Here is a 26302-nt window from a genome sequence, read left to right as displayed (position 1 = left end):
CAAGCCTCAGGATCGCGCCGTCATCCCTAGGAGGCTCCTCTCAAATGAAGTTCTCGTCGATTCTCTTGTTGTCCCTGAGCCTGGCCAGTGGCCTGGCTTGCGCCGGAGGTACCACTGAGGCCGGTATCGGCGGCGCATTGGGCGGTGTACTCGGTTCGGCGGTCGGTCAGTCGCTGGGCGGCAACACCGGCTCGACCATCGGCGCAGCCCTGGGCGGCGCAGGCGGCAGTGCGGTCGGCGCGGACAAACGCAGCCGTGGTGAAGCGGCGATCGGCGGCGCACTGGGCGCGGCCGGCGGCAACGTCATCGGCCGCAGCATGGGCGGCACCACCGGCAGCCTGATCGGCGCGGCGGCAGGCGGCGGCGCAGGCGGTGCGCTGGGCAACTACATGGGCAATTCCAGCGACCGCGAAGATCGCCATTATCGCGACGGCCATCGTGGCCGTGGCCATGCCTATGGCCACCGCAAACACCGCCACTGGCGCGACTGAGCCCCCTCACCCGGGAGTGCTGCAACAGCACTCCCTCGGCCGCTCCCATCGGCCAGTGCAGAAAGCCTGCCGTCAAACTGCCCGACCATGCAGATTGCATGGTCCCAAGATCCACTCCCCGTCCCAACCCCTTGAATCGATTGCTTATTCAGCAAAGCAGGATTTGGCACATCCGCTGCTATCTCCCCCGTGAAGGCTGTAGGTCTCTCACTGATGGAGCACAACAACAATGATCGGGAACGCTGAAATTCATCCTGCCGCATTACACGACCCCTCGAACCACTCGGGAGTCTCCTGGGCGGCGATCTTCGCCGGGGCCGCCGCCGCCGCCGCACTGTCCCTGCTGCTGCTGATGCTCGGCTCCGGGCTGGGTCTGGCCGCCATCTCGCCCTGGTCGGGCGAAGGTATCAGCGCCAAGGGCCTGGGTATCTGGGCGATCATCTGGCTGGCTCTCACACAAATCCTCGCTGCGGGGATGGGCGGTTATCTCGCCGGCCGACTGCGCGTGAAGTGGGCCAACGTGCATGGCGACGAGGTCTACTTCCGTGACACCGCCCATGGCTTTCTCGCCTGGGCCGTCGCGACCCTGCTCATGGCGACACTGGCGGCCGGCTCCGTCAGTGACGTCCTCGGCGGTGGTGCCAAGGCCGGGGCCACCGTCGCCGCCGGTGCCGCCAGCAGCCTCGGCAGCGATGCCCGCCAGGGCAGTGGTTCCGACTACTTCATCGACCTGCTGTTTCGCGACGACCGCCCCGCAGCGGTGAGCGAGGACGCCGCCCACGCCGTGGCCACCCGGATCTTCGTGCACAGCCTGGGCAATGGGCAGTTGAGCGTCGAGGACCGTGCCTACCTGGCGCAACTGGTGGCCCAGCGCACCAACCTCAGCCGGGTCCAGGCCGAACAGCGTGTCGACCAGGTCTATGCCCAGGCCCGCCAGGCCGCGGACAGCGCCAGGCAGGTAGCCGACCAGGCAGCCAAGGCCGCGGCCTGGTCAACCCTGTGGATGTTCATCGCCCTGCTGATCGGCGCCTTCTTCGCCAGCCTGGCGGCAACCTTCGGCGGCCGCCAGCGCGATGGTGTGGTCTACCTGCAAGACACCGAATACCAAACCCACACCGCGCCCCTGCACTAACCCGAGGAGAATGAAAATGCGCTCACTTCTACTGTTCTTTCTGGGTGTACCGATCCCGGTGATCATCCTCATCGCCCTGTTCGTGCATTGACCCTTGCCTCGCGGCCCCTCATCCAGGGGCCGCGTTGCTCAGGCGCTACGCTTAAGCCAGGGAGCGGCCATCCACCCGCCGCTGCCACTCTCGACCAGCCCGCCCCTGGAATGAACGGCCCGTAACATTCAATTACATCCGCACACGGCAAAATACCTTAGGGCTAATTCCTAGAAGGTCCAGGCTAGAGCTCTTTCGTCGTGACGCCAGGAAGCGGCGCCGTTATTGGATGATGAGTCAAATACCTGCCCGACCAGTCAGTTCCAGAACACCTTCCCGACTCGAAATATCGTGCCTGAAGTCCCGTAGGATTAAGGGTTATCCCGATACTGATATCAATATGCTACCGATATGATCCGCGCCACTTGAGCTATGCAATGGAAGCAGGGGATGCGGATTTATCTGGGAATCTGGTCAGGGATCGCACTAAGTGCCATCGGGTTTTCTCTGGCCCAGCCTCTGCTCAACGGCGCCGGCCTGGCGCTGATCGCCATCGCCACCGTCGCCCGGCAGATCGGCAAATCGCCGAACACCCCCGCCGCCCCCTCCCTTACGCCACATCCTGATACCGTCACTGCACCGGCCGAACTGCAAACCCTACTGCCAGTGATCGCCCCGGCCTGGAACGATGGCATCGGCCAGAGCCGCCACCTGCTGCAATCGAATATCGGCGAGCTGTTCGAACGCTTCGCCAGCATCGCTGCCCGCCTGGAAGGTGGCCTGCACAATTGCGAAGGTGTCCTCGGCAGCGGCGGCGTCGGCGAAAGCCTGCGTGACGCCAACGAGCGCCTGCGCGAAGTGACCCGGTCGTTCGAAGCCAGCAGCCAGCGTCAGCACGAACTGCTCGACACCATCAGCCACCTGGGCGACTACGCCAGTCAGTTGCAGCAGATGGCCAAGCGTGTCCAGGAGATCGCCAACCAGACCAACCTGCTGGCCCTCAACGCCGCCATCGAGGCAGCCCGGGCCGGTGACTACGGCCGCGGCTTCTCGGTGGTCGCCGACGAGGTGCGCAAGCTCTCTACCCTGTCCGCCGAGACCGGCCAGGGCATGGACACCAAGGTCGGCGAGATCAACCATGCGATCCAGACCACCATCACCGCCGCCGCCGAGCTGGGCAGCAGCGAACAGGCCAACCTCGACTTCCTCAATCAGGCGGTGACCCAGGTCATGACGCGCCTGGGCGACAACCTCGGCGAACTGACCGACGCCTCCCGCCTGCTGCAACGGGACGCCCGGGAAACCCAGGCCGACATCCAGGCAATCATGGTCAACCTGCAGTTCCAGGACCGTACCGACCAGATGCTCGACCATGTCCAGACCGACCTCGCCCACCTGCTTGAGGCCATCGAGCAACAGGATGTCAGCCTCAACGATCCGTCCGCCTGGCTCGAACGCCAGCGCCAGCGTTTCACCACCGACGAGGAGCGACAGGGTCGCTCCCAGGTGACAGCCAGCGACGACGTGACCTTCTTCTAGTTTCTCTCCGCTTTTCCCTTTGCAAGAGTGATGAACATGGCCAAGACCATCCTGATCGTCGACGACTCCCTGTCCATGCGCCAACTGGTGAAGATGAGCCTGACCAGTGCCGGTCACCAGGTCATCGAGGCCTGCGACGGCCGCGATGCCCTGAACAAGCTGACCGGGCAGAAGATCAACCTGATCATCAGCGACGTGAACATGCCCAACCTCGATGGCATCGGCCTGGTGAAAGAGGTCAAGGCGCGCAACGAGTACCGCTTTACGCCGATCATCATGCTCACCACCGAAAGCGAGCAGTCGAAGAAGGCCGAAGGCCAGGCCGCCGGCGCCAAGGCCTGGATCGTCAAGCCATTCCAACCGCAGCAACTGCTGGCGGCCGTCGAAAAACTGCTGGGATAACCCGCCATGTTCTCGCTGACGCCCGCCACCGACGACATGCCCGCGCAACTCCGCCTGCAGGGCGACCTGACCCTCTACGAAGTCAGCATGGCGCGCGAGCAGTTGCTCGGCCTGCTGCCATTGCCCCCGGGGCCCTGGCAGTTGGACCTGTGCGGCCTGAACGAACTGGACAGCGCCGGCGCGCAACTGCTCCTGGCCATCCAGCGGGCGCTGTCGTCCATCGACCATCCGGCCACCGTCAGCCGGGTCTCGGACACCGCCCGGGAACTGCTGACGCTGCTGAACCTGGAATCGCTGTACCCGACCGAGGCCTGACCCCATGCTCAGTGGCGAACAATGGAACCAGTTGCTGCTGGGATTTCTCAGCGAAGGGCGCGACCTGCTCAAGGAGGCCGAAGACAGCCTGCTGCGCCTGGAAACCAGCCCGGGCGACACGGACGCGGTCAACGGCCTGTTCCGTGCCGTGCATACCCTCAAGGGCTCGGCCGGGATCTTCTCGCTGACGCCCCTGGTCAACCTCACCCATCACCTGGAAAGCCTGCTGATGTCGGTGCGCGACGGCCAGCGCGAGCTGACCCCGGCGCTGACCTCGCTGATGCTCAACTGCATGGACGAGCTGAACGCGATGATCGAGCGTGTCGACCCCGACAGCGGCCTGCTCGACGTCGACGAGGCACGCCAGGCGCCGCTGCTGGCGGCATTGTTCGAGGCCCAGGGCGGCAACGCGGACGATCCGGCGCAAACCGGGCCGCAGCACGCTCCCGCCGTCGCGGCGGACCGGCTCACCTGGCAGGTCTCGATCAGCTTCTGCGAAGAGCTGTTTCGCAACGGCTTCGACCCTGCGGCCTTCCTGCGCTACCTCAACCGCCTGGGTGAGATCACCACGCTGCACACCCGCAGCGACGCCCTGCCGGCTCTCGATCGGCTGGACCCGGAAACCTGCCACCTGGGCTTCGACTTCGAGTTGTACACCGCGGCCAGCCGGGGCGAAATCGAAGACGTCTTCGAATTCATCCAGGACTTCTGCGAACTGCGCCTGAACCCTCTGCAACCACCGGCCGCGACGCCAGCCGAACCGCTCGCCACGCCTCGCCCGGGCGCCGAACCGGCCACCCCGAAAACCGCTGCCGTCCGCGACCGCCGCAGCCTCGACACGACACTGGTCAAGGTCGCCGCGCACAAGCTCGACGAACTGATCAACCTGGTCGGCGAACTGGTGATCAGCACCGCCAGCGCCCAGATGCAGGCCCGGCGCAGCAGCGACAGCGGCTGCATGGAGGCCACCCAGGCGGTGCACCAGCATGTCGAGCAGATCCGCGAGGCGGCGTTGAAACTGCGCATGGTGGAAGTCGGCGAGACCTTCAACCGCTTCCACCGGGTGGTGCGCGATGTCAGCCAGGAACTGGGCAAGAACATCCAGCTGAGCCTGGTCGGCGGCGAAACCGAACTGGACAAGTCGGTGATCGACAAGATCGCCGATCCCCTGACCCACCTGGTGCGCAATGCCATCGACCACGGCATCGAGTCGGCCGCCGAACGCCTCGCCGCCGGCAAGCCGGCCGCGGGCAACCTGCGCCTCAACGCCTACCACGACTCGGGCATGATCGTACTCGAAGTCAGCGACGACGGGCGCGGCCTGAATACCGAACGGATTCTCGCCAAGGCGATCGACAAGGGCCTGCTGGAAGCCGACGCCCCGCTCAGCGACCAGGACATCCACCTGCTGATCTTCGAAGCCGGCTTCTCCACCGCCGAACAGGTCTCCAACCTCTCCGGCCGCGGTGTCGGCATGGACGTGGTGCGCAGTGCCATCGACCAGTTGCGCGGGGTGATCGAAATCGATTCGGTGGCAGGCCAGGGCTGCACCTTCCGTATCCGCCTGCCGCTGACCCTGGCGATCATCGACGGCTTCCAGGTCGGCGTCGGCCAGGACAACTTCGTCATTCCGCTGGATATGGTCACCGAGTGCATGGAAGCCGGCCCCGAGTGGCTGCAGCAGGGCCAGGGCTACCTCAGCCTGCGCGGCAAGCCGCTGCCGTGCATCGCCCTCGACCGGCACTTCGGCCTGGCGCCCAGCCGGGCACGGCGGCGCAACATCGTCGTGGTCAGCCAGGGCCGCCAGCAGGCCGGCCTGATCGTCGACCAACTGTTCGGCGAACTGCAGACCGTGATCAAGCCCCTCGGCCAGATGTTCCAGCACCTGCGCGGCATCAGCGGCTCGACCATCCTGGGCTCCGGCCAGGTCGCGCTGATCCTCGATATCGCCAGCCTGTTCCGACACCTGCAGACGTCGACCGAACCCACGACGAACTCGCTCAATCCACCCTTGCCTAGCCTTTCAGGAGAGTAATCATGCAGTTCATCCGCAACATGAAGATAGGCATCCGGCTGACAGCGGGCTTTCTGCTGGTGGTGGTGCTGACCGGTGTCATCGGTGTGATCGGTATCCGCAACCTGTCCCAGGTCAACGACTTGTCGGACCGCATGTACGAAGTCGATGTCACGGGTCTGCGCCAGATGCAGGATGCCAACATCCAACTGGTGACCGCCGGTCGTGCGATGCGCCATAGCCTGCTCGCCACCACCCACGCTGGCCGCGAACAGGCCGCCAACCTGGCACGCAGCTCGCTCGAACAGGCCCGCAAGCTGATCGCCGACGGGCGCAAGTCGTTCCTCAGCAAGGAAGGCCAGGCCCAGATCGACAGTATCGAGGGCCCGCTCAAGGAATACGAAAGCGTGATCAACCAACTGCTGACCAGTCACCAGCAGTCCGGCCAGTTGCAGGAGAACAGCGAGATCACCGACCTGCTGCCCAAGGCCGTGAGCAGCGGCGAAGTGGTGGACCGCCTGATGGGCGAGGCCACCCGTCGCAAACAGGAGCGTGCCGCCGAGGCCAACCAGCAGATCAGCGATATCGCCGCCAGCTCCCAGACCCAGATGATTGCCCTGATCATCGCCGCAACCCTGCTCGGCATACTGATCGGCGTACTGGTCACCCGCAGCATCACCCGTCCGCTCAATGGCGCCGTGGAAGCGGCCAACCGCATGGCCGCTGGCGACCTGAGCCAGGACCTGCCGGTGACCAGCCAGGACGAAACCGGCCAGTTGCTGGCCGCCATGCAGAACATGGCCGAACGCCTGCGCAGCATTCTCGGCGATGTCCGCAGCGCCGCCGACTCGCTGTCCTCGGCCTCGGAACAGGTCAGCTCGACCTCGCAATCGCTGAGCCAGGCCGCCAACGAGCAGGCCGCCAGCGTCGAGCAGACCAGCGCCTCGGTCGAGCAGATGTCCGCCTCCATCGCGCAGAACACCGAAAGCGCCAAGATCACCGACGGCATCGCCGGCAAGGCCGCCAACGACGCCGTGCAGGGCGGCGGTGCGGTCGGTGACACGGTGCTGGCGATGAAACAGATCGCCGACAAGATCAGCATCATCGACGACATCGCCTACCAGACCAACCTGCTCGCGCTCAACGCCGCCATCGAGGCCGCCCGTGCCGGCGACCACGGCAAGGGCTTCGCGGTGGTCGCCGCCGAAGTGCGCAAGCTGGCCGAACGCAGCCAGGTGGCGGCCCAGGAAATCGGCCAGGTCGCCTCCAGCAGCGTGCAACTGGCCGAACAGGCCGGACGCCTGCTCAACGAGATCGTGCCAAACATCCAGAAGACCTCCGACCTGGTCCAGGAAATCACCGCCGCGTCCCAGGAGCAGAGTGGCGCCGCCGGGCAGATCAACATCGCCATGGGCCAGATGAACCAGATCACCCAGCAGAACGCTTCGGCCTCCGAGGAACTGGCGGCCACTGCCGAGGAGATGAATGCCCAGGCCGGGCAGCTGCAGGAACTGATCGGTTTCTTCCGCTTCGAGGAAGAGTCCGCCCACAGCCACCGGCCACCGTCGCGCGGCCACGACGGCTACGCCTTCAACGGCTCGCGTGACGGTTTCAAGAGCCGGGCGGCGGTCGACGAAGGCCAATTCGTGAGTTTCAACTGAGGGCCGGATCATGACTGCAAGCCTGAGCCGCGACCTCGCAACGCTGCCCGACGCTCCGCCGGCGTCGAGCATCCAGCACCTGTCGTTCCGGGTGCGCCAGGCCGCCTACGCGGTGCCCATCGACCTGGTGCGCGAAATCATCGAATACGGCGACGTCACCGCCGTACCGATGATGCCGGCGTTCATCCACGGCGTGATCAACCTGCGGGGTAACGTGGTGCCGGTACTGGACCTGGCCACGCGCTTCGGTTTCGAGGCGACCGCGGTCGGCAGGCGCACCTGTATCGTCATCATCGAACTGGACCTGGAGGACTTCAGCCAGCGCATCGGCCTGGTGGTCGACGCGGTGGATGCGGTGCTCGACATCGACCCGCAACAGGTGGTCGCCGCGCCGACCTTCGGCGCCGGCATCCGTACCGACTTCATCGCCGGCATGGCCCGTGGCGAACAGGGTTTCACCATCATCCTGAACATCCCGCAAGTGTTGTCCCTGGAGGACATCCGCCAGCTCAGCCTGGCCGCAGCCCAGGGCCACTGAGATGTCCAGCCAGCTCAAGCTGCCGACCCTCGGCGACGGCGAGTTCCGCCGCCTGCAGACGCTGATGGCCGAAGCCTCGGGCATCATCCTGGCGCCGAACAAGCGGCCGCTGGTGGCCGGCCGGCTGATGAAACGCCTGCGTCATTATCGCCTGGACAACTATGCCAGCTACCTGCAACTGCTCGACCAGCCGGAATACCTCAAGGAACGCCGGCTGGTGGTGGACCTGCTGACCACCAACGAAACCTATTTCTTCCGCGAGCACCCGCACTTCGACTTTCTCGGCAACTGGCTCGGCGGGCGCAAGGGGCCGCTGCGGTTCTGGAGCGCCGCCTGCTCGTCCGGCGAGGAGCCCTACAGCATGGCCATGGTGATCCAGGAAAACCTGCGCAGCGGCGACTGGTCGATCCTGGCCAGCGACCTGAGCCTGAGCATGCTGGAGAAGGCCGCCGAAGGCATCTACGACATGGCCCAGGCCAAGTACTTTCCCCAGGGCTGGCTGCAACGCCACTGCCTGAGCGGCATCGGCGACATGCGCGGGCGCTTTCGGGTCCAGGCGGCCCTGCGCGAGCGGGTCAGCCTGCGGGAGATCAATATCGTCCAGCCGCTGCCGGAAGGGCTCGGGCCGTTCGACGTGATCTTCCTGCGCAACGTGCTGATCTATTTCAACAATGAGGAAAAGCAGCGCATCGTCCAGCGCCTGGTCCAGCCGTTGCGGCCCGGCGGCCTGCTGTTCATCGGCCATGCGGAAAGCATCCACGGTTTCGACCTGCCGCTGCGGCTGCTCAACCCGTCGGTCTACGAACGCCTATGACTGCGCCGCTCTTCCTGCGTCCCGGCGACTACTTCTTCGGCCGGCACGAGGGCAGGGTCACCACCCTGCTCGGCAGTTGCGTGTCGATCATTCTCTGGCACCCGCGCAGGCGTCTGCTGGCGGTCTCGCATTACCTGCTGCCCAGCGATCCGATGGCCCGCAACGGCCTCGACACCCGCTACGGCGAAGGCGTGTTCCGGCGCATCCAGGCCGACATGCAACGCCACGGCACCCACCCCGGCGAGTACCGCAAGGGCATATTCGGTGGCGGCAGCCTGGTGCGTTTCGAAGGCATACGCGGGCGCAGGATCGGCCACAGCAACAGCGCCTTCGCCCGTGAACAGTTCAGCCGACGCAACTGGGCGGTCGACCACTGCGACCTCGATGGCCAGCACTATCGCCGCCTGCACATCGACGGCAGCAGCGGCGCGATCGATTGCCAGCGCAACAGCGTGCGGCCATTGCTGCTGGGGATGCGGCCACGATGATCAGGGTATTTATCGTCGACGACTCGGCCCTGGTGCGCCAGGTGCTGACCCAGTGCCTGGACAGCCATCCGAACATCAAGGTGATCGGCCAGGCGGCCGACCCGCTGTACGCCATCGACAAGATGCGCCGCGACTGGCCGGACGTGCTGATCCTCGACGTGGAGATGCCGCGCATGGACGGCCTGACCTTCCTGCGCCAGATCATGGCCGAACGGCCGACACCGACGCTGATCTGCTCGACCCTCACCGAGCAGGGCTCGGCGGTCGGCGTCGAAGCCCTCGCGGCCGGTGCCGTCGGGGTGTTCACCAAGGCCCGGCTGGGGCTGCGCCAGAGCCTGGAACAACTCTGCGTCGAACTGATCCGCAAGGTCGAGGAGAGCGCCCGGGCGCGGCCCATGGCCCTTCGCCACAACCCCCCTGCCGCAGAATCGGGCCCCATGGTGGGCGCGGCCCCGACGGTGCTCAGGACCACGGACCGGGTGGTTGCCCTGGGCTGTTCCACCGGCGGCACCCAGGCATTGGAATTCATCCTCAGGCAATTGCCACGTGACTGCCCGGGGATTGTCATCGTTCAACACATGCCGGAGAAGTTCACCGCCGATTTTGCCCGGCGCCTGGACAAGTTGTGCCAGATCGAAGTCCGCGAGGCCAGACACCTGGATCGCGTCCACAGCGGCCTGGCCCTGCTCGCTCCCGGAGGTTTGCACATGCAGCTCAAACGCAGTGGCGCGCACTATCAGGTGGAAGTGCTCGACGGCCCGCCGGTCAATCGGCACAAGCCTTCGGTGGACGTCCTGTTCCGCTCGGTGGCGCGCCAGGCCGGCGCCAATACGCTGGGCATCATCATGACCGGCATGGGCGACGACGGTGCGCGCGGACTGCTGGCCATGCGTGACAGTGGTGCCGCCACCGTCGCCCAGGACGAAGCCAGTTGCGTGGTGTTCGGCATGCCCAGGGAGGCCATTCGGCTGGGGGCGGCCCAGGTGGTCGAACCCCTGGGGAAACTGCCGAAACTGATCCAGCTCTTCGGCGACAGCAGCCGCCACGGCTGAACGGGACCCGAGGCCGCCGTGGGTCGCCAGCATCGATGCGAACCCCTGGGTTGCAATCCAGATACGAATAACCGTGGCAGGCCGGTCCGGCTGCTGCGCCCTTCCCTTTGCGCCATGGGCTAGAGCTTATGCTTTGTCGAATACTGCTTGCCGACGATTACCCGCTGTTTCGCGCGGGCATTCGGGCTCTGCTGGAAAAACAACAAGAATACGAAGTCGTCGGCGAAGCGGGCGATGGCCAGGCGGCCATCGAACTGGCCTCCAGGCTCAAGCCGGACATCGTGCTGCTGGACATGTCGATGGAGCGCATGAACAGCGTCGCCGCGCTCAAGGAACTGTCCCTGCGCGCACCGCGCAGCAAGGTGCTGATGCTGTCGATGCACACCGACACGCACTTCGTGATGAAGTGTCTGCAACTGGGCGCCCATGGTTTCCTGCTCAAGACCGCGACGGTGCTGGAGCTGGAACTGGCCCTCAAGGCCCTGCGCCATGGCGGCCAGTACCTGTCATCGGCGGTGGTGCCGCTGGTGGTCAACCAGGCGGTGCGGCAAAGCCACGAACCGCCGGCCAAGACCAGCCGGGTCGCCCTGACCGCCCGCCAGCTGGAGATTCTGCGGCTGATCGCCCGGGGCGAAACGACCCGTTCCATCGCCGTCGGCCTCGGCCTGAGCATCAAGACCGTGGAGGCGCACCGCTCCCAGATCATGCACCGGCTGCGGATTCACGACATCGCCGGGCTGGTGCTGTTCGCGGTGCGCGAAGGGATCATTCAGATCAACGACTGAAAGGCTTCGCGCAAGCCGTCGGGGAGCGATACCGGCCGGTTGCTCGCACGGTCGACGAACACGTGGACGAAGCGCCCGGCGGCGCAGGCGTCCTCTTCACCGGCCTTGAACACCGCCAGCTCGTATTGCACCGAACTGTTGCCCAGCTTGCCGACCCGCAGGCCGACCTCCAGGCGCTCGGGGAAGGCCACCGAGGAGAAATAGTCGCAGGCGGAACTGACCACGAAGCCCACCACTGCGCCGTCGTGGATATCCAGCCCGCCCCGCTCGATCAGGAAGGTGTTCACCGCCGTGTCGAAAAAGCTGTAGTAGGTGACGTTGTTCACGTGGCCATAGACGTCATTGTCATGCCAGCGGGTGAGGATCGGCTGAAAGTGGCGATAGTCGCCACGCTGCGGCAGGCGGTCGGTCATGTAGGCCTCGATCAGAAGTGGGCGCCGAGAAAGCGGAAATAGCGTTCGCGGTATTCGGGAAGTTCATTGGCCAGATGATGCCGGGCCTGCGCCAGCATGAACACCTCGGGCTGGTCGAATTTGCGGCGCAGCACCGCCAGGTTGTGTTGCCAGTCGACGGTCATGTCGCCATCGCCCTGCACGATCAGCGGCCGGCGCGGGCTCGCCGTGGCGCTTTCGATACCCGGAATCCAGCGGGCCAGGGCGCCGACCCAGGCGGTCGGCAGGCGCTGCGGCTGCAACGGATCGGCCTGCAGGAACGGCATGAACGCCGGGTCGTGGGTGTTTTCGCTGAAGCGTCGGGCAATGCCTTTGACGAAGGGCCTGAGCAGGTGATAACTGAGCTTCGACCAGCCCCAGGCCCGCGGCCGCACCAGCGGCGAGAGCAGCACGACCTGGCCCTGGGCCGGGCTGTCCAGGCCATGCCGGAGCAGGTGATCGACCACGATGGCACCGCCCGTGCTCTGGCCGAACAGATGCCAGGGCTGCGGCAGATCGAGGGACCGGGCCTCGTCGAACAACCCCTGCAAGGCCCGCTGGTATTCGGCGAAATCCTCGATGCTGGCCCGCTCGCCACTGGACAGGCCGTGCCCCGGCAGGTCGCAGGAGATCACCGCGAAGCCGCGGTCCAGGGCCCAGTCGATGACGTTGCGATACAGCCCCATGTGGTCGTAGAAGCCGTGGAACAGGAACAGGGTGGCCACCGGCTGCGGCGGCAGCCAGAGCTGGCTGACCAGCTCGAAGGCGCCGCTGCGGAAGCCGCCGAGGTGGCGGGTGAACGGCGCCGGGCGATGGGGCAGGTCCAGGCCGTAGAAACGCTGGTAGGCCTGCGCCGCCGGCGACAACGGCTGTGCCTCGGCCAGCGGGCGCAGGCTGGCGCGCAGGGCATCGGGGTCGAAGGTGGCGGGCATGCAAGGCCTCCAGGAAAAAGTACGGCAACGCCGAGGCGTTTTACTGATCTGCGATATTCTTCTGTCAGGACAGGCATGGCAAGCTACGCGACCTTCGAGGACCGAATCGCCATGCTCCAGACGCGTCACAAGACATTTTTCGCCGGCCTGCTGGCCGTGCTTTGCGCGGCGGGCCTGTGGCTGGCCTACGACTGGTTCCAGGGTCGCTATATCCGCGCTTTCAGCGACCAGACCGCACTGTTCGCCGGTGATCGGCTCAGCCTGCCGACCCAATTGGCCGGCCCGGGGCGTATTCGCCTGGTACATTTCTGGGACCCGGCCTGCCCGTGCAACGTCGGCAACCAGCAGCACCTGGGCGAACTGTTCGAGCGCTTCGCGCCGCTGGGCGTGGACTTCTACGCCGTGCAGAAACCCGGCAGCCAGGGCCGGCTACCGGTCAACCTGCAAGCCATCCAGCCACTGCCGGGGCTGCCCGGAGCCGAACACCTGACCGTCAGCCCGGCGGTGGCGATCTGGGACCGCAACGGCCAATTGGCCTACTTCGGCCCCTACAGCCAGGGCGCCACCTGCAATTCCGGCAACAGTTTCATCGAGCCGATCCTGCTGGCCCTCAGCGAAGGCCGCCCGGTGCACGCCACTCACAACATGGCCGTAGGCTGCTACTGCCCCTGGCAGGAACCCGGCCATTGACCAAGGCGAACCGGACTTTTTAGCGTAATCGGCCCCTCGTGCGATGCATCCGCCTGGCGGGCTGTGCTACACCTTAGCGGCTGAACCACGGCAGCCCGCCCCCCCACAAGGAACCCCGCATGAAACGCAGCCTGACCGTTCTCGCCGTCCTGATCGCCGCCGTCGCTGCCGGTGGCACCTGGTACGTCCAGAGCAAACTGCCGACGCGCCAGGGCCAGGTCACGCTGGGCAACCTGCAGGGGCCGGTCACCGTGCGCTACGACGAGCGCGGTGTCCCGCATATCCGCGCCGAATCCGAGACCGACCTGTACCGTGCCCTGGGCTACGTGCATGCCCAGGACCGGCTGTTCCAGATGGAGATCGTCCGGCGCCTGGCCCGTGGCGAACTGTCCGAGGTCCTGGGGCCCAAAACCCTGGAAACCGACAAGCTGTTCCGCAGCCTGCGCATCCGCGAGCACGCCGACCAGTACGTCGCCCGGCTGGACCGGCAATCCGCCGCCTGGAAGGCCCTGCAGGCCTACCTGGACGGCATCAACCAGTACCAGGCCAGCCACGCCAGGCCGATCGAGTTCGACCTGCTCGGCATTCAGCCGCGGCCCTTCACCGCCGAAGACACCATCAGCATCGCCGGCTACATGTCCTATAGCTTCGCCGCCGCCTTCCGTACCGAGCCGCTGCTGACCTACGTGCGCGACAAGCTCGGGGCCGACTACCTCAAGGTGTTCGACCTGGAGTGGCGCCCGCAGGGCATGCTCGGCTCGCCGACACCCCTGGCCGCGGCCGACTGGAAGGGGCTCGGCGCCCTGGCACGGGTCAGCGAGCAGGCCCTGCGCGAGGCCGGCGTGCCACAGTTCGAAGGCAGCAACGCCTGGGCCGTCTCCGGCAGCCGGACCAAAAGCGGCAAGCCGCTGCTGGCCGGCGATCCGCACATCGCCTTCTCGACCCCGGCGGTGTGGTACGAAGCGCAACTGTCGGCGCCGAACTTCGAGCTGTACGGCTATCACCAGGCACTGGTGCCGTTCGCCTTTCTGGGCAACAACCAGGCGTTCGGCTGGAGCCTGACCATGTTCCAGAACGATGACCTGGACCTGATCGCCGAAAAGACCAACCCCGACAACCCCAACCAGGTCTGGTACCACGGCCAGTGGGTCGAGATGACCCGCAGCGAGCAGCAGATCGCGGTCAAGGGTCAGGCTCCGGTGACCTTCACCCTGCTGCGCTCGCCCCATGGTCCGATCGTCAACGACGTGCTCGGCGCCAATGCCGGGACGAAGCCGATTGCCATGTGGTGGGCCTTTCTCGAAACCCCGAACCCGATCCTGCAGGGTTTCTACGAACTCAATCGCGCCGATACCCTGGACAAGGCCCGCGAAGCCGCGACACGAATCCAGGCGCCCGGCCTGAACCTGATGTGGGCCAACGCCAGGGGCGACATCGGCTGGTGGGCCGCCGCGCTGCTGCCCAGGCGGCCGGACGGGGTCAACCCGGCCTTCATCCTCGACGGCAGCACCGGCGAGGCGGACAAGGACGGCTACTACCCGTTCAGCGCCAACCCGCAGGAAGAAAACCCGCCACGCGGCTACATCGTCTCGGCCAACACCCAGCCGGCCTCGCCCACCGGCATGGTGATTCCCGGCTACTACAACCTGGCCGACCGCGGCCAGCAGTTGAACCGGCAGTTGGCCGACAACAGCGTGCGCTGGAGCGTGGAAAACAGCCAGAAGCTGCAACTGGGCACCACCACCGACTACGGTCCGCGGCTGCTCAAGCCATTGCTGCCGGCGCTGCGCGAGGCGGCGCAGGACGCGGCCGAACTCAAGCTGGTGGAACAACTGGCGACATGGAAAGGCGACTACCCGATGAGTTCCACCAGCGCCACGCTGTTCAACCAGTTCCTCTACGAACTGGCCCGCGCGGCCATGCATGACAAGCTGGGCGACGACTACTTCAACACCCTGATCAGCACCCGCGTGGTGGACGCCGCGTTACCCCGCCTGGCGGCCGATGAAACCTCCCCATGGTGGAACGGCAACCGCAATGCAGTGGTGAAACAGGCCTGGCAGGCAACCCTGGCCCACCTCAGGGCGAGCTATGGCGACAACAGCGGCGGCTGGGTCTGGGGCCGGGCGCACACCCTGACCCACGGTCATCCGCTGGGTCGGCAGAAGCCATTGGACAGACTGCTAAACGTCGGCCCGTTCGACGCACCGGGCACCCATGAGGTGCCGAACAACCTTTCGGCGAAGATCGGCCCGGCGCCGTGGCCGGTCACCTATGGCCCCTCGACCCGACGCCTGATCGACTTCGCCGACCCGGATCACAGCCTGACCATCAACCCGGTAGGCCAGAGCGGCGTGCTGTTCGACAAGCACTACAGCGACCAGGCCGAGACCTATGTGGAAGGTGGCTATGAGCAGGTGCACATGAACGACGTCGAGGTGTCGGCCAATACCCGCAGCGTGCTGAGGCTGGTGCCGGGCAAGTAGGCAGATTGCCACCTACCCCCCGGCCTTGCGCACCTGCCCCGGCGCCTGCCCATAAACGTCCTTGAACTTCTTGCTGAACGCCGCCTGCGACTGATACCCCACCTGCAGCGCGATCTCGCTCAAGCCCAGGTGCGAACGGCTCAGCAGGCCATGAGCCAGTTCCATCCGCACCCGGGTGAGCAGTACCCACGGCGATTCCCCCGCGACCTTGACGAACGCGCGCATGAAGGTCGCCCGCGACATGTTCGCCAGCGCCGCCAGGCCGTCGATGCTCCACGCGTGGGCCGGGTCGTCGAGCATGCCCTGCCAGGCCCGGCTCAGGCGCTTGTCGGCCAGCAGGGCGAGGGTCCCGCTGGCCTGCACCTGCTGTTGCAGATAGACCCGCAGAATCAGCGTGAACAACGCCGACGACAGCGCATCCACCAGGAATCGCCCACCGGCCTGGTCGCCATCGGCCTCCACCCGCAATAACCCCACCAGCGCCGCCAGCTGATCGCTGGCCGGCAGGTCGCGGCTGGACACCACCAGGTAGGGCGGCAGGGCGGCGAACAGCATCGACTCGCGCTGGTAGTGAAAGCGTCCGCAGAGCAGATCGAGGGCCGGCCCCTCGCGGCCTATCCGGTGCAGCGGCAGCAGGCCGCCCTGGCTGACCCGCGTGGCCGTCGGCGCCACCCGCCGCCCTTCGCTGCGCAACAGGTGCGTACCGCCACCGGGCAACACCAGGATGTCCCCCGCCCCCAGGCGAACCGCCTGCCCGTCGGGCAGCTCGACCTGGCATTCCCCGGCCAGCACGATGTGATAGGGCGCGATACCGGCGTTTTCCTGCTCGTGGTCCAGCGCCCAATCGCCCTGCAACCGGCAGCGCAGATCCAGGCTGCCGCGTACGCCGGCCAGGCCGATGAGCCGATCGATCGAAGTCATTTGCGCCTATCGGACAAAGGGTTGAGTGGATCGAACAAAAATGCCGACCTCCAATGGATGACACTGGAGTCGTTGCTTAGCCAGTCTACCTTCAGCCTTTCAGGAGTTACCACCATGTTCCTCAATTGGTCCGAACTGTTGCCCACCATCAAGAATGCCTTCGGCGCACTGGGCAAATCCAACCCCAAGATGGTCCAGGCCTACATGAAGCTGGGTGAAGCCGCTGCCGAAAACAATGTGCTGGATGCCAAGACCCGTGAACTGATTTCCATCGCCGTGGCGATCTCCACCCGCTGCGACGGTTGCATCGGTGCCCATACCGACGCGGCGATCAAGGCCGGCGCGACCCGCGAGGAAGTCGCCGCGGCGCTGGCGACGGCGATTTCGCTGAATGCCGGGGCGGCCTATATCTACTCGCTGCATGCGCTGGAGGCGTACGACAGCCTGAAGCCTTGATCGACTCCCTTGGCCGTTCCGGCAGAGCCCGGACACCTGGTTGTCACGGGCTCTATCGGACACTTCATGAGTTGCGTCGACTTCAAGGGCCTCTTCGCGGGCAAGCCCCGCTCCTACAAAGCCTGTGTCGTGCACAAATGCTGTGATCGCCAAGTAACTGTAGGAGCCGGGCTTGCCCGCGAAGGGGCCCGACAGCCAACCACAAGACCTCAGGCCAACCCGGCGAAATGCTGCCGAAACTGCTGCGCACTCACCCCCAGCCGCCGCTGGAACACGCTGCGCAGATGGTGCGCATCGCGAAACCCGCACTCATAGGCGATGGTCTTCAACGGCACACCGCCGCTTTCGAGCAGCACCCGCGCCGCATCCACCCGCGCGCTTTCGACGAACTGGGCCGGAGTTACCCCGCTCTCGCGGACAAATACCCGGGAAAAGTTGCGCGCACTCATGTTCGCCGCCTTCGCCAGCTCGGCAATGCTCAGGTCCGCCGTCAGGTGCGCCAGCACATACTCCTGCACCCGGGCCACCGGTGAGTCCGGTTCGGCATGGGGCGTCAGGTAGGGGCTGAACTGCGACTGGCCGCCCGAACGCTGGGTGAACACCAGCAACCGCCGGGCCACGCGCAACGCGATGTCGCTGCCCTGCTCGCGGGCCAGCAGGTACAGCGACAGGTCGATCCCCGCCGTCACCCCCGCGGACGTGAACAACTCGCCATCCTGCACGTAGAGCCGATCAGCCTCGACCTGGGCCGTCGGACACAGCTCGGCGAGTGCCTGGGCGTCATTCCAGTGGGTGGTCACCGTGCGCCCCTCCAGCAAACCGGCCCGCGCCAGCATGAACGCACCGTTGCAGATCGAGCCGAACAGCCCCGCGCGAGCGGCGGCGGCCCGTAGCCAGGCATGAAATTCGGCACCGAAGTCCTGCCCCGCCAGATCCGGCCCGCCGGCGCACAACAGCAGGTCGTAGCGTTCCAGGGCCTCGCTGAAATGCCGATGCGCCTGAATCGCCAGGCCATTGGAACACGCCACCCAGCCCTGCTCGACGCCCACCACCTCCAGGCGATAGCCGGCCTCGGGCGGCAGGAAGCGATTGGCCTCAGCGAATACATCCATCGGCCCGGTGACATCCAGGGACTGGACGCCGCGGAACACGACAACGGCAACGGTGCGGGTCATGGTAAAGCCTCTTGCGGATCGACATCCGGCGCTGGAGCACTCCTGGCCGAACCGGACCTACGGTAACCAAAGCCTCGCCGGGATACGAGGTGCAGAAGGCCGCTGGCACGAAACCCGCCGCGAATGGCCGGAATCGTCACCCTGTATCGATAGCAGCCAAATCCGCCCGGCGCCAGACTGATCCCATCGGCGCCACTGCGGCGCTCGCCACAGGAGTCATGACCATGAGCGACACCATTGCCGGCATCCGGATCCCCGACAGCGCACTGGCCCGGGCCGCCACCGAATACATCCGCGATGTGGAAAGCGATCTGCTCTATCACCACTCGCGCCGCGTGTTCCTGTTCGGCGCCCTGAGCGGCCAGCGCAAGCAACTGGCCTACAACCCGGAACTGCTCTATATCGGCGCGATGTTCCACGACCTCGGCCTGGTCGAAGGCCAGCGCAGTGACAACGACCGCTTCGAAGTCGACGGCGCCAACGCCGCCAAGGCCTTCATGCAGCCCTATGGGCTATCGGACGACGATATCGAGCAGGTCTGGCTGTCGATCGCCCTGCACACCACGCCGGGCATACCGCAATACCTGCGCCCGACCGTAGCCCTGGTGACCGCGGGCGTGGAGATGGATGTGCTGGGGATGGACTACGCCGCGTTTCCCGCCGCCCAGCGCGAGGCGGTGGTGCATGCGCATCCACGGGGGGAGAAGTTCAAGGAGTGCATCATCTGCGCCTTTGCCGACGGCTTGCGCCATCGTCCGCAGACCACCTTCGGCAACGTCAAGACCGACGTGCTGAAGGACAAGGACGTGAGCTTCACGCCGATGAATTTCGTCGAGGTGATCCGGCAATCGCCTTGGGCCGATTGAATCCTCGGAGGCCCATTCGCGGGCAAGCCCGCTCCCACAGTCCGTGTCGCTCGACACAAAACTGTGGGAGCGGGCTTGCCCGCGAAGCTTTTTCAGCAGGCTACGCGGCGGTTCCCGCCGCAGCCGGTGCACGCCGCACATCCGGCTGCTTCCAGGAGTCCGCCGCACTTTCCTCGATGGCCTGCTGGATCGCCTTGCGCCGACGCTCTTCGGCCTGACGGCTGAAGTACCAGACCAGGAAGGTCACCAGCGATACCGCCAGCAGGATCAGGCTCGCCACCGCGTTGATCTCCGGCTTGACGCCCAGGCGCACCGCCGAGAACACCTCCATCGGCAGGGTGGTCGAACCCGGCCCGGACACGAAGCTGGCCAGCACCAGGTCATCCAGCGACAGGGCGAACGACATCATGCCGCCCGCCGCCAGCGACGGCGCGATCATCGGGATGGTGATCAGGAAGAACACCTTCCACGGCCGCGCGCCCAGGTCCATGGCCGCCTCTTCGATGGACAGGTCCAACTCGCGCAGGCGCGCCGACACCACTACCGCCACATAGGCCGAGCAGAACGTGGTGTGGGCGATCCAGATGGTGGCGATACCACGCTCCTGGGGCCAACCGACCATTTGCGCCATGGCCACGAACAGCAGCAGCAGCGACAGGCCAGTGATCACTTCCGGCATCACCAGCGGCGCGGTGACCATGCCACCGAACAGCGTGCGGCCCTTGAAGCGGGTGATGCGGGTCAGCACGAACGCCGCCAGGGTGCCCAGCGCCACCGCCGCCAGGGCGGTGTAGCAGGCGATTTCCAGCGAGCGGCCGACCGAGCCCATCAGTTGGGTGTTGTCCAGCAGGCCGACGTACCACTTCACCGACCAGCCCCCCCACACCGTCACCAGCTTGGAGGCGTTGAACGAGTAGATCACCAGGATCAGCATCGGCAGGTAGATGAACAGCAGGCCCACCACCAGCATCAGGTTCGAGAAACTGAAGCGCTTCATACCCGGCCCTCCATTTCCTTGGCCTGACTGCGGTTGAACAGGATGATCGGTACGATCAGGATCGCCAGCATCACCACGGCGAGCGCGGACGCCACCGGCCAGTCACGGTTGTTGAAGAACTCCTGCCACAGCACCTTGCCGATCATCAGGGTTTCCGGACCGCCCAGCAGCTCGGGGATCACGAACTCGCCCACCACCGGGATGAACACCAGCATGCAGCCGGCGATGATGCCGTTCTTCGACAGCGGCACGGTGATCTTCCAGAAGCTGTTGAAGGTGCTCGAGCCCAGGTCGGACGCGGCTTCCAGCAGGCTCGGGTCGTGCTTCACCAGGTTGGCGTAAAGCGGCAGGATCATGAACGGCAGGTACGAATAGACCACGCCGATGTACACCGCCAGGTTGGTATTGAGGATCTGCAGCGGCTCGCTGATCAGCCCGGTCCACATCAGGAAACCGTTGAGCAGCCCGTTGTTGCTGAGGATGCCCATCCAGGCATAGACGCGGATGAGGATCGCGGTCCAGGTCGGCATCATGATCAGCAGCACCAGCACGGTCTGCACTTCCTTGCGGGCCTTGGAGATGGCATAGGCCATCGGATAGCCGATCAGCAGGCACAGCAGCGTGCTGAAGAAGGCCATCTTCAACGAACCGAGGTACGCCGCCAGGTACAGCTCGTCGTCACCCAGCATCGAGTAGTTGCCGAGGTTCAGCACCAGTTGCAGCTTCTGCTCGACGAAAGTGTAGATCTCGGTATACGGCGGAATCGCCACATCCGCTTCAGCGAAGCTGATCTTCAGAACGATGAAGAACGGCAGCATGAAGAACAGGAACAGCCAGATGAAAGGGATCCCGATGACCACATGACGGCCGGAGGGGGTTATTCGTTGCAACCGGCGCTTGAGTTTTCGCATGTTCATGAGCGCAGTACCACGCCGCTGTCGTCTTCCCACCAGACGAACACTTCGTCACCCCAGGTCGGCCGTGCGCCCTGGCGTTCGGCGTTGGCGACGAAGGACTGGACCAGCTTGCCGCTCGGCAGCTCGACGTAGAACACCGAGTGACCGCCCAGGTAGGCGATATCGTGGACCTTGCCGCGCGACCAGTTGTGCTCGCACTCCGGCTGGGTGGTGGTGACCAGCAGCTTCTCCGGGCGGATCGCGTAGGTCACGTGCTTGTCCTGCACCGAGGTGCTCACGCCGTGACCGACGTAGATGTTGCGCTCCAGCTCCGGGCTGGCGATGCGCGCGTAACCTTCGGCATCGTCGACCACTTCACCTTCGAACAGGTTGACGTTGCCGATGAACTCGCAGACCAGGCGACTGGTCGGGGTCTCGTAGACGTCGATCGGGCTGCCGATCTGGGCGATCCAGCCCAGGTGCATGATGGCGATCCGTTCGGCCATGGTCATGGCCTCTTCCTGGTCGTGGGTCACCATGACGCAGGTCACGCCGACGCGCTCGATGATCTCGACAAGCTCAAGCTGCATTTGCGAGCGCAGCTTCTTGTCCAGAGCACCCATGGGCTCGTCGAGCAGCAACAGTTTCGGCCGTTTGGCCAGGGAACGGGCCAGGGCCACCCGCTGGCGCTGGCCACCGGACAACTGGTGCGGCTTGCGCTTGGCGTACTGGCTCATCTGCACCAGCTTGAGCATTTCGGCCACGCGGGCATCGATCTCGGCTTTCGGAATGCGGTCCTGCTGCAGGCCGAAGGCGATGTTCTGCGCCACGGTCATGTGCGGGAACAGCGCGTAGGACTGGAACATCATGTTGATCGGCCGCTCGTAGGGCGGCATGTCGGTGATGTCCACGCCATCGAGGAAGATCCGGCCTTCGGTCGGCCGTTCAAAACCTGCGAGCATGCGCAGCAAGGTGGATTTACCCGAACCCGAGCCGCCGAGCAGGGCGAAGATCTCGCCCTTCCTGATTTCCAGGGACACATCGTCCACGGCGATCGTCTCGTCGAACTTCTTCGTGACCCGGTCGATCTTGACCAACACCTGCTTGGGTGATTGGTCGCCCTCGAGGGCTTTCTTATAGGCGCCGGAGGCAACAGCCATTTGCAAAACTCCCAACAAAATTTAACCGCGAGGCCCAGACGGCCTGGCATTGAATGGTTTGACCCGAGTCCTTGCGGACTATTTGCCCGACTTGATCCTGGTCCAGCTACGGGTCATCACACGTTGGATTTTCGGGGGTAGTTCCGAGTTGACGTACAGCTTGTCCACAACAGCTTGCGGTGGGTAAACCGCTTCGTCGGTGCGCACGGACTGATCCATCAGTTCGCCAGCCTTTGGGTTCGGGTTGGCATATCCGACATAATCGCTGACCTGGGCGATCGCTTCAGGTTGCAGCAGATAATTGATGAACGCATGGGCCTCCTTCACGTTGCCGGCGTCCTTGGGAATCGCCAGCATGTCGAACCAGAGGTTGCCGCCCTCCTTGGGAATCACGTAGGCGATATCCACGCCCTTCTTCGCTTCTTCGGCGCGCTTCTTCGCCTGGAACACATCGCCGGAGAAACCGGCCGCCACGCAGATCTCGCCGTTGGCCAGATCGGTGATGTACTTGGACGAGTTGAAATAGGTGACGTACGGACGAACCTTGAGCAGTTTCTCCTCGGCCGCCTTGTAGTCCTTCTCGTTGGTGCTGTTGGGGCTCAGGCCCATGTAGTTGAGCACCGCCGGCAGCATTTCATCGGCGGAGTCGAGGAACGCCACGCCGCAACTGGAAAGCTTCTTGATGTTTTCCGGCTCGAACAGCATCGCCCAGGAGTCGATCCTGTCGACGCCGAGCACGGCCTTGACCTTCTCGACGTTGTAGCCGATGCCGTTGGTGCCCCACAGGTACGGCACCGCGTACTGGTTGCCCGGATCGTTCTTCTCCAGCCGCTTCATCAGCACCGGGTCGAGGTTGGCGTAGTTGGGCAGCAGCGACTTGTCGAGCTTCTGGAAGGCGCCGGCCTTGATCTGCTTGCCGAGGAAGTGGTTGGACGGAACCACCACGTCATACCCGGTATGTCCGGCCAGCAACTTGCCTTCCAGGGTTTCATTGGAATCGAAGACGTCATACACCGGTTTTATACCGGTGGCCTTCTCGAAATCGGCCAGGGTTTTCTCGCCGATATAATCGGACCAGTTATAAATATGCACGGTCGGGGCAGCGTACGCACCCGCAGCCAGCGTCAGGCCTGCGCCAACCAGCAAAGTCTTGCAAAACAAAGAAATAGACACTCGGAGGTCCTCTCAATAGTTGGGCCTGAGTTGCCCGGGCCATATGGCGCCAAACCGCCCGATGACAAAACCGGCGCGCAACTTACCCTCGATAAGCCGATCCAGCAAAAGTTTTCTTTGATTGATATTTATCCTGCTGGAACCGGCGCCCGGATGAGTCCGGTTCCAGCAGGTGGAACGTGTTACATCAGGCCGGTCACTTGCCCGACTTGATCTTTGTCCAGCTGCGGGTCAGCTCACGCTGGGTAGCGGCAGGCAGGTCGGCAATGGCGTAGAGCTTGGCCTGCACGTCTGCTGGCGGATAGATACCCGGGTCGCTGGTGATGCTCTTGTCGACCAGTGCGGTGGCCTTCTCGTTGCCGTTCGGGAAACGCACGCTGTCGGTGATCGCCGCCATGACTTCCGGCTTGAGCAGGTAGTTCATGAACTTGTAGGCGCCGTCGACGTTTTCCGCGTCTTTCGGAATGGCGACCATGTCATAGAAGCTGCCGGCACCTTCCTTCGGAATGGCGTAGCTGACTTTCACCTTGTCACCGGCTTCGGCAGCGCGGGACTTGGCCTGCTGGATATCGCCCGAGTAGCCGACGGCCACGCAGATGTTGCCGTTGGCCAGGTCCGAGATGTACTTGGACGAGTGGAAGTAGGTGATCGAAGGACGGATCTTCAGGAACAGATCCTCGGCCTTCTTGATGTCATCCTTCTTCTGGCTGTCGGTTGGCAGGCCCAGGTAGTGCAGCGCCACCGGGATCATCTCGGTCGGCGAGTCGAGGAAGCTCACGCCGCAGCTCTTGAGCTTGGCGATGTTCTCCGGCTTGAGCAGGGTGTCCCACGAATCGATCTTGTCCACGCCCAGCGCGGCCTTGACCTTCTCCGGGTTGTAGCCGATGCCGATCGAGCCCCACATGTACGGGAAGGCGTGCTGGTTGCCCGGGTCACTGACCGAAACCGCCTTGAGCAGCGACTTGTTCAGGTTGTCGTAGTTGGACAGCTTGGACTTGTCCAGTTCCTGGTAGACGCCAGCCTTGATCTGCTTGGCCAGGAAGTTGTTGGACGGCACCACGATGTCGTAACCGGACTTGCCGGCCAGCAGCTTGGCTTCCAGGGTTTCGTTGCTGTCGAATACGTCGTAGACGACCTTGATCCCGGACTCCTTCTCAAAGTTCGCGATGGTGTCCGGTGCGATGTAGTCGGACCAGTTGTAAACGTGCAGCACTTTGTCGTCCGCGTGAGCGGCACCGGCCATCGCTCCGGCCATGGACAGGGCCAGGAGAGTCTTGCCAGCGTTCTTCAAACCTAATGCCTTCATGCGTCATGCTCCAATTTTTCTTTTTAACCAGCTGTTCGGCGGCCGATTTCCGGGCAACTCGGAACAGTGGGGTAGTCTGGCAAGATCCAAGGCCGGCTTTCAAGGAAAGACCCGCCTTTGTGATCACTCCGAGCGAAAGCGCCTGCAACTCGCCCCCGCTCAGAGCCTAGCACCTAGCCCTGCAACGCACTCAGGGTCAGGTCCAGGCATTGACGGGCCTTGGCCACCAATTCATCGATCTCGGCCTTGCTGATCACCAGTGGCGGGGCAATGATCATGGTGTCGCCGACGGCACGCATGATCAGCCCGTTATCGAAGCAGAACTGCCGGCAGATCATGCCGACGCCCTTGCCTTCATAGCGCGCACGGGTGGCCTTGTCCTTGACCAGCTCGATGGCCCCCAGCAGACCCACACCGCGAACCTCACCCACCAGCGGGTGATCGTTCAGTTCCCGCAGACGCTTCTGCAAATAAGGTGCCGTTTCGGCCTTGGCCCGTTCGATAATTTTTTCATCGCGCAGGATGCGGATGTTTTCCAGCGCCACCGCCGCGGCCACCGGGTGCCCGGAGTAGGTGAAACCGTGGTTGAAATCGCCACCCTCGTTGAGCACCGCGACCACGTCGTCACGCACGATCAGGCCACCCATCGGGATGTAGCCGGAGGTCAGGCCCTTGGCGATGGTCATCATGTGCGGCTTGAGGCCGTAGAAATCGCTGCCGAACCACTCGCCGGTACGGCCGAACCCGCAGATCACCTCGTCGGCGACGAACAGGATGTCGTACTTGGCGAGGATCTCCCTGATCCGCGGCCAGTAGCTTTCAGGCGGCACGATCACGCCACCGGCCCCCTGGATCGGCTCGGCGATGAACGCACCGACGTTGTCCACGCCCAGTTCGAGGATTTTCTCCTCCAGCTGGTTGGCCGCCCAGATACCGAACTCTTCCGGGCTCATGTCGCCGCCTTCGCCGAACCAGTAGGGTTGCGGGATATGAACGATGCCCGGGATCGGCAGGTCGCCCTGCTCGTGCATGTAGGTCATGCCGCCCAGGCTGGCGCCGGCCACGGTGGAGCCGTGATAGCCATTCTTGCGGCTGATGATGGTCTTCTTCTGCGGCTGGCCCTTGATCGCCCAGTAGTGGCGGACCATGCGCAGCATGGTGTCATTGCCTTCGGAGCCGGAACCGGTGAAGAACACGTGGTTCATGCCCTCGGGCGCAATCTCGGAGATCACCTTGGCCAACTCCAGCGCCGGCGGGTGGGCGGTCTGGAAGAACAGGTTGTAATAAGGCAGTTCGCGCATCTGCTGGCTGGCGGCCTCGGCCAGCTCGTCGCGCCCATACCCGACCGCCACGCACCACAGGCCGGCCATGCCGTCGAGGATCTTGTTGCCCTCGCTGTCCCAGAGGTAGACGCCCTTGGCGTTGGTGATGATGCGCGGGCCCTTTTCCTTCAATTGCTTGAAGTCGCTGAAGGGAGCCAGGTGATGATCACTGCTGAGGGTCTGCCACTCACGGGTTTGCGGGTTGTTGCTGGTCATACGGATCTCCTAG

26 protein-coding genes are annotated in these 26302 nt (G+C 64.6%); 16 read left to right on the top strand and 10 right to left on the bottom strand.

The genetic code is table 11. From position 1 onward, the window contains the following. Positions 1-44 precede the first annotated feature (44 nt). From ACMGT0_RS02370 to ACMGT0_RS02315, 12 genes are all read left to right on the top strand, one after another. Positions 45-491 (top strand): glycine zipper domain-containing protein, encoded by a 447-nt coding sequence (locus ACMGT0_RS02370; protein ID WP_054062028.1) that lies wholly within the window; start codon positions 45-47, stop codon positions 489-491. A gap of 229 nt (positions 492-720) precedes the next feature. Continuing rightward, positions 721-1623 carry a hypothetical protein gene (locus ACMGT0_RS02365; RefSeq protein WP_416771340.1) on the top strand — a complete coding sequence of 301 codons (903 nt, stop codon included), beginning with the start codon at positions 721-723 and terminating at the stop codon, positions 1621-1623. 463 nt (positions 1624-2086) lie between these two features. Further along, positions 2087-3193, top strand: a complete 1107-nt coding sequence (locus tag ACMGT0_RS02360; RefSeq protein WP_416771339.1) for a methyl-accepting chemotaxis protein — start codon at positions 2087-2089, stop codon at positions 3191-3193. A gap of 36 nt (positions 3194-3229) precedes the next feature. Then, a complete protein-coding gene (locus ACMGT0_RS02355) occupies positions 3230-3595 on the top strand; it encodes a response regulator (protein WP_054060801.1) in 366 nt (121 codons plus the stop codon). 6 nt (positions 3596-3601) lie between these two features. Continuing rightward, on the top strand, positions 3602-3910 hold the full coding sequence (locus ACMGT0_RS02350) for an STAS domain-containing protein (protein WP_416771336.1): 309 nt from the start codon (positions 3602-3604) through the stop codon (positions 3908-3910). Between the two features lie 4 nt (positions 3911-3914). Next, positions 3915-5945 carry a chemotaxis protein CheA gene (locus tag ACMGT0_RS02345; RefSeq protein ID WP_054062025.1) on the top strand — a complete coding sequence of 677 codons (2031 nt, stop codon included), beginning with the start codon at positions 3915-3917 and terminating at the stop codon, positions 5943-5945. Between the two features lie 2 nt (positions 5946-5947). After that, on the top strand, positions 5948-7585 hold the full coding sequence (locus ACMGT0_RS02340) for a methyl-accepting chemotaxis protein (protein WP_054059127.1): 1638 nt from the start codon (positions 5948-5950) through the stop codon (positions 7583-7585). Between the two features lie 10 nt (positions 7586-7595). Beyond that, positions 7596-8123 carry a chemotaxis protein CheW gene (locus tag ACMGT0_RS02335; RefSeq protein ID WP_054059128.1) on the top strand — a complete coding sequence of 176 codons (528 nt, stop codon included), beginning with the start codon at positions 7596-7598 and terminating at the stop codon, positions 8121-8123. 1 nt (position 8124) lies between these two features. Then, entirely contained in the window at positions 8125-8937 is an 813-nt protein-coding gene (locus tag ACMGT0_RS02330; RefSeq protein ID WP_416771333.1) for a CheR family methyltransferase, read from the top strand. Next, a complete protein-coding gene (locus ACMGT0_RS02325; protein ID WP_054059130.1) occupies positions 8934-9425 on the top strand; it encodes a chemotaxis protein CheD in 492 nt (163 codons plus the stop codon). The genes ACMGT0_RS02330 and ACMGT0_RS02325 overlap by 4 nt, the downstream gene beginning before the upstream one ends. Next, complete coding sequence (locus ACMGT0_RS02320) at positions 9422-10477, top strand: protein-glutamate methylesterase/protein-glutamine glutaminase (protein WP_054059131.1); 1056 nt, start codon at positions 9422-9424, stop codon at positions 10475-10477. The genes ACMGT0_RS02325 and ACMGT0_RS02320 overlap by 4 nt, the downstream gene beginning before the upstream one ends. 128 nt (positions 10478-10605) lie before the next feature. Next, positions 10606-11262 carry a response regulator transcription factor gene (locus tag ACMGT0_RS02315; protein WP_054062023.1) on the top strand — a complete coding sequence of 219 codons (657 nt, stop codon included), beginning with the start codon at positions 10606-10608 and terminating at the stop codon, positions 11260-11262. Here ACMGT0_RS02315 and ACMGT0_RS02310 read toward each other — a convergent pair. Together ACMGT0_RS02310 and ACMGT0_RS02305 are read right to left on the bottom strand one after the other, a co-directional pair. Further along, complete coding sequence (locus tag ACMGT0_RS02310) at positions 11247-11675, bottom strand: acyl-CoA thioesterase (RefSeq protein WP_054062022.1); 429 nt, start codon at positions 11673-11675, stop codon at positions 11247-11249. The two genes, ACMGT0_RS02315 and ACMGT0_RS02310, sit on opposite strands and share 16 nt — an antisense overlap. Before the next feature lie 11 nt (positions 11676-11686). Then, positions 11687-12625, bottom strand: a complete 939-nt coding sequence (locus ACMGT0_RS02305) for an alpha/beta hydrolase (RefSeq protein ID WP_416771330.1) — start codon at positions 12623-12625, stop codon at positions 11687-11689. Positions 12626-12700: 75 nt separating this feature from the next. Here ACMGT0_RS02305 and ACMGT0_RS02300 point away from each other — a divergent pair, with 75 nt between their 5' ends. Continuing rightward, complete coding sequence (locus ACMGT0_RS02300) at positions 12701-13315, top strand: DUF6436 domain-containing protein (protein WP_416771328.1); 615 nt, start codon at positions 12701-12703, stop codon at positions 13313-13315. Between the two features lie 119 nt (positions 13316-13434). After that, entirely contained in the window at positions 13435-15801 is a 2367-nt protein-coding gene (locus ACMGT0_RS02295; RefSeq protein ID WP_416771326.1) for a penicillin acylase family protein, read from the top strand. A gap of 12 nt (positions 15802-15813) precedes the next feature. Here ACMGT0_RS02295 and ACMGT0_RS02290 read toward each other — a convergent pair whose 3' ends face one another. Next, a complete protein-coding gene (locus tag ACMGT0_RS02290) occupies positions 15814-16722 on the bottom strand; it encodes an AraC family transcriptional regulator (RefSeq protein ID WP_416771324.1) in 909 nt (302 codons plus the stop codon). 114 nt (positions 16723-16836) lie between these two features. Here ACMGT0_RS02290 and ACMGT0_RS02285 point away from each other — a divergent pair, with 114 nt between their 5' ends. Further along, positions 16837-17178 carry a carboxymuconolactone decarboxylase family protein gene (locus tag ACMGT0_RS02285; protein WP_017904402.1) on the top strand — a complete coding sequence of 114 codons (342 nt, stop codon included), beginning with the start codon at positions 16837-16839 and terminating at the stop codon, positions 17176-17178. A gap of 209 nt (positions 17179-17387) precedes the next feature. Here the strand turns inward: ACMGT0_RS02285 and ACMGT0_RS02280 are convergent, their stop codons facing one another. Then, positions 17388-18353, bottom strand: coding sequence for a GlxA family transcriptional regulator (locus ACMGT0_RS02280; RefSeq protein ID WP_054062017.1), 966 nt, complete (start codon positions 18351-18353; stop codon positions 17388-17390). Between the two features lie 224 nt (positions 18354-18577). Here ACMGT0_RS02280 and ACMGT0_RS02275 point away from each other — a divergent pair, with 224 nt between their 5' ends. Beyond that, entirely contained in the window at positions 18578-19219 is a 642-nt protein-coding gene (locus tag ACMGT0_RS02275; protein WP_054058705.1) for an HD domain-containing protein, read from the top strand. Positions 19220-19319: 100 nt separating this feature from the next. On the opposite strand, the gene ACMGT0_RS02270 is transcribed toward ACMGT0_RS02275, so the two are convergent. The 6 genes from ACMGT0_RS02270 to ACMGT0_RS02245 all read right to left on the bottom strand — a co-directional run bounded on the left by ACMGT0_RS02270 (position 19320) and on the right by ACMGT0_RS02245 (position 26289). Continuing rightward, positions 19320-20216, bottom strand: a complete 897-nt coding sequence (locus ACMGT0_RS02270) for an ABC transporter permease subunit (protein ID WP_054058706.1) — start codon at positions 20214-20216, stop codon at positions 19320-19322. Further along, positions 20213-21133: an ABC transporter permease subunit gene (locus tag ACMGT0_RS02265; protein WP_054058707.1), complete on the bottom strand. Its 921-nt coding sequence runs from the start codon at positions 21131-21133 to the stop codon at positions 20213-20215. The genes ACMGT0_RS02270 and ACMGT0_RS02265 overlap by 4 nt, the downstream gene beginning before the upstream one ends. Then, positions 21130-22272, bottom strand: a complete 1143-nt coding sequence (locus ACMGT0_RS02260) for an ABC transporter ATP-binding protein (RefSeq protein ID WP_054058708.1) — start codon at positions 22270-22272, stop codon at positions 21130-21132. Before ACMGT0_RS02260 ends, ACMGT0_RS02265 begins: the two co-directional genes overlap by 4 nt. Positions 22273-22350: 78 nt before the next feature. Then, on the bottom strand, positions 22351-23445 hold the full coding sequence (locus tag ACMGT0_RS02255) for a polyamine ABC transporter substrate-binding protein (RefSeq protein WP_054058709.1): 1095 nt from the start codon (positions 23443-23445) through the stop codon (positions 22351-22353). A gap of 196 nt (positions 23446-23641) precedes the next feature. After that, a complete protein-coding gene (locus tag ACMGT0_RS02250; protein ID WP_054062016.1) occupies positions 23642-24736 on the bottom strand; it encodes a polyamine ABC transporter substrate-binding protein in 1095 nt (364 codons plus the stop codon). 188 nt (positions 24737-24924) lie between these two features. Continuing rightward, the gene (locus ACMGT0_RS02245; RefSeq protein WP_054058711.1) at positions 24925-26289 is read right to left on the bottom strand and encodes an aspartate aminotransferase family protein; all 1365 of its coding nucleotides are present in this window, start codon (positions 26287-26289) and stop codon (positions 24925-24927) included. Positions 26290-26302 lie beyond the last annotated feature (13 nt).

It is taken from the genome of Pseudomonas sp. RHF3.3-3 (assembly GCF_048069595.1).
Classification (GTDB): Bacteria; Pseudomonadota; Gammaproteobacteria; order Pseudomonadales; family Pseudomonadaceae; genus Aquipseudomonas; species Aquipseudomonas fuscovaginae_B.
Note: the sequence above shows the minus strand (reverse complement) of the source record. Positions and strands in the feature narration are given on the sequence as shown.

What these genes read in the sequence shown, in the direction of transcription:
- ACMGT0_RS02315 (WP_054062023.1), top strand. Translation starts at nt 10,606, where the DNA reads ATGCTTTGTCGAATACTGCTTGCCGACGATTACCCGCTGTTTCGCGCG.
- ACMGT0_RS02310 (WP_054062022.1), bottom strand. Translation starts at nt 11,675, where the DNA reads ATGACCGACCGCCTGCCGCAGCGTGGCGACTATCGCCACTTTCAGCCG.
- ACMGT0_RS02370 (WP_054062028.1), top strand. Translation starts at nt 45, where the DNA reads ATGAAGTTCTCGTCGATTCTCTTGTTGTCCCTGAGCCTGGCCAGTGGC.
- ACMGT0_RS02265 (WP_054058707.1), bottom strand. Translation starts at nt 21,133, where the DNA reads ATGAACATGCGAAAACTCAAGCGCCGGTTGCAACGAATAACCCCCTCC.
- ACMGT0_RS02355 (WP_054060801.1), top strand. Translation starts at nt 3,230, where the DNA reads ATGGCCAAGACCATCCTGATCGTCGACGACTCCCTGTCCATGCGCCAA.
- ACMGT0_RS02325 (WP_054059130.1), top strand. Translation starts at nt 8,934, where the DNA reads ATGACTGCGCCGCTCTTCCTGCGTCCCGGCGACTACTTCTTCGGCCGG.
- ACMGT0_RS02245 (WP_054058711.1), bottom strand. Translation starts at nt 26,289, where the DNA reads ATGACCAGCAACAACCCGCAAACCCGTGAGTGGCAGACCCTCAGCAGT.
- ACMGT0_RS02350 (WP_416771336.1), top strand. Translation starts at nt 3,602, where the DNA reads ATGTTCTCGCTGACGCCCGCCACCGACGACATGCCCGCGCAACTCCGC.
- ACMGT0_RS02300 (WP_416771328.1), top strand. Translation starts at nt 12,701, where the DNA reads ATGGCAAGCTACGCGACCTTCGAGGACCGAATCGCCATGCTCCAGACG.
- ACMGT0_RS02335 (WP_054059128.1), top strand. Translation starts at nt 7,596, where the DNA reads ATGACTGCAAGCCTGAGCCGCGACCTCGCAACGCTGCCCGACGCTCCG.
- ACMGT0_RS02295 (WP_416771326.1), top strand. Translation starts at nt 13,435, where the DNA reads ATGAAACGCAGCCTGACCGTTCTCGCCGTCCTGATCGCCGCCGTCGCT.
- ACMGT0_RS02330 (WP_416771333.1), top strand. Translation starts at nt 8,125, where the DNA reads ATGTCCAGCCAGCTCAAGCTGCCGACCCTCGGCGACGGCGAGTTCCGC.
- ACMGT0_RS02345 (WP_054062025.1), top strand. Translation starts at nt 3,915, where the DNA reads ATGCTCAGTGGCGAACAATGGAACCAGTTGCTGCTGGGATTTCTCAGC.
- ACMGT0_RS02275 (WP_054058705.1), top strand. Translation starts at nt 18,578, where the DNA reads ATGAGCGACACCATTGCCGGCATCCGGATCCCCGACAGCGCACTGGCC.
- ACMGT0_RS02360 (WP_416771339.1), top strand. Translation starts at nt 2,087, where the DNA reads ATGCAATGGAAGCAGGGGATGCGGATTTATCTGGGAATCTGGTCAGGG.
- ACMGT0_RS02340 (WP_054059127.1), top strand. Translation starts at nt 5,948, where the DNA reads ATGCAGTTCATCCGCAACATGAAGATAGGCATCCGGCTGACAGCGGGC.
- ACMGT0_RS02320 (WP_054059131.1), top strand. Translation starts at nt 9,422, where the DNA reads ATGATCAGGGTATTTATCGTCGACGACTCGGCCCTGGTGCGCCAGGTG.
- ACMGT0_RS02260 (WP_054058708.1), bottom strand. Translation starts at nt 22,272, where the DNA reads ATGGCTGTTGCCTCCGGCGCCTATAAGAAAGCCCTCGAGGGCGACCAA.
- ACMGT0_RS02305 (WP_416771330.1), bottom strand. Translation starts at nt 12,625, where the DNA reads ATGCCCGCCACCTTCGACCCCGATGCCCTGCGCGCCAGCCTGCGCCCG.
- ACMGT0_RS02285 (WP_017904402.1), top strand. Translation starts at nt 16,837, where the DNA reads ATGTTCCTCAATTGGTCCGAACTGTTGCCCACCATCAAGAATGCCTTC.
- ACMGT0_RS02290 (WP_416771324.1), bottom strand. Translation starts at nt 16,722, where the DNA reads ATGACTTCGATCGATCGGCTCATCGGCCTGGCCGGCGTACGCGGCAGC.
- ACMGT0_RS02280 (WP_054062017.1), bottom strand. Translation starts at nt 18,353, where the DNA reads ATGACCCGCACCGTTGCCGTTGTCGTGTTCCGCGGCGTCCAGTCCCTG.
- ACMGT0_RS02270 (WP_054058706.1), bottom strand. Translation starts at nt 20,216, where the DNA reads ATGAAGCGCTTCAGTTTCTCGAACCTGATGCTGGTGGTGGGCCTGCTG.
- ACMGT0_RS02365 (WP_416771340.1), top strand. Translation starts at nt 721, where the DNA reads ATGATCGGGAACGCTGAAATTCATCCTGCCGCATTACACGACCCCTCG.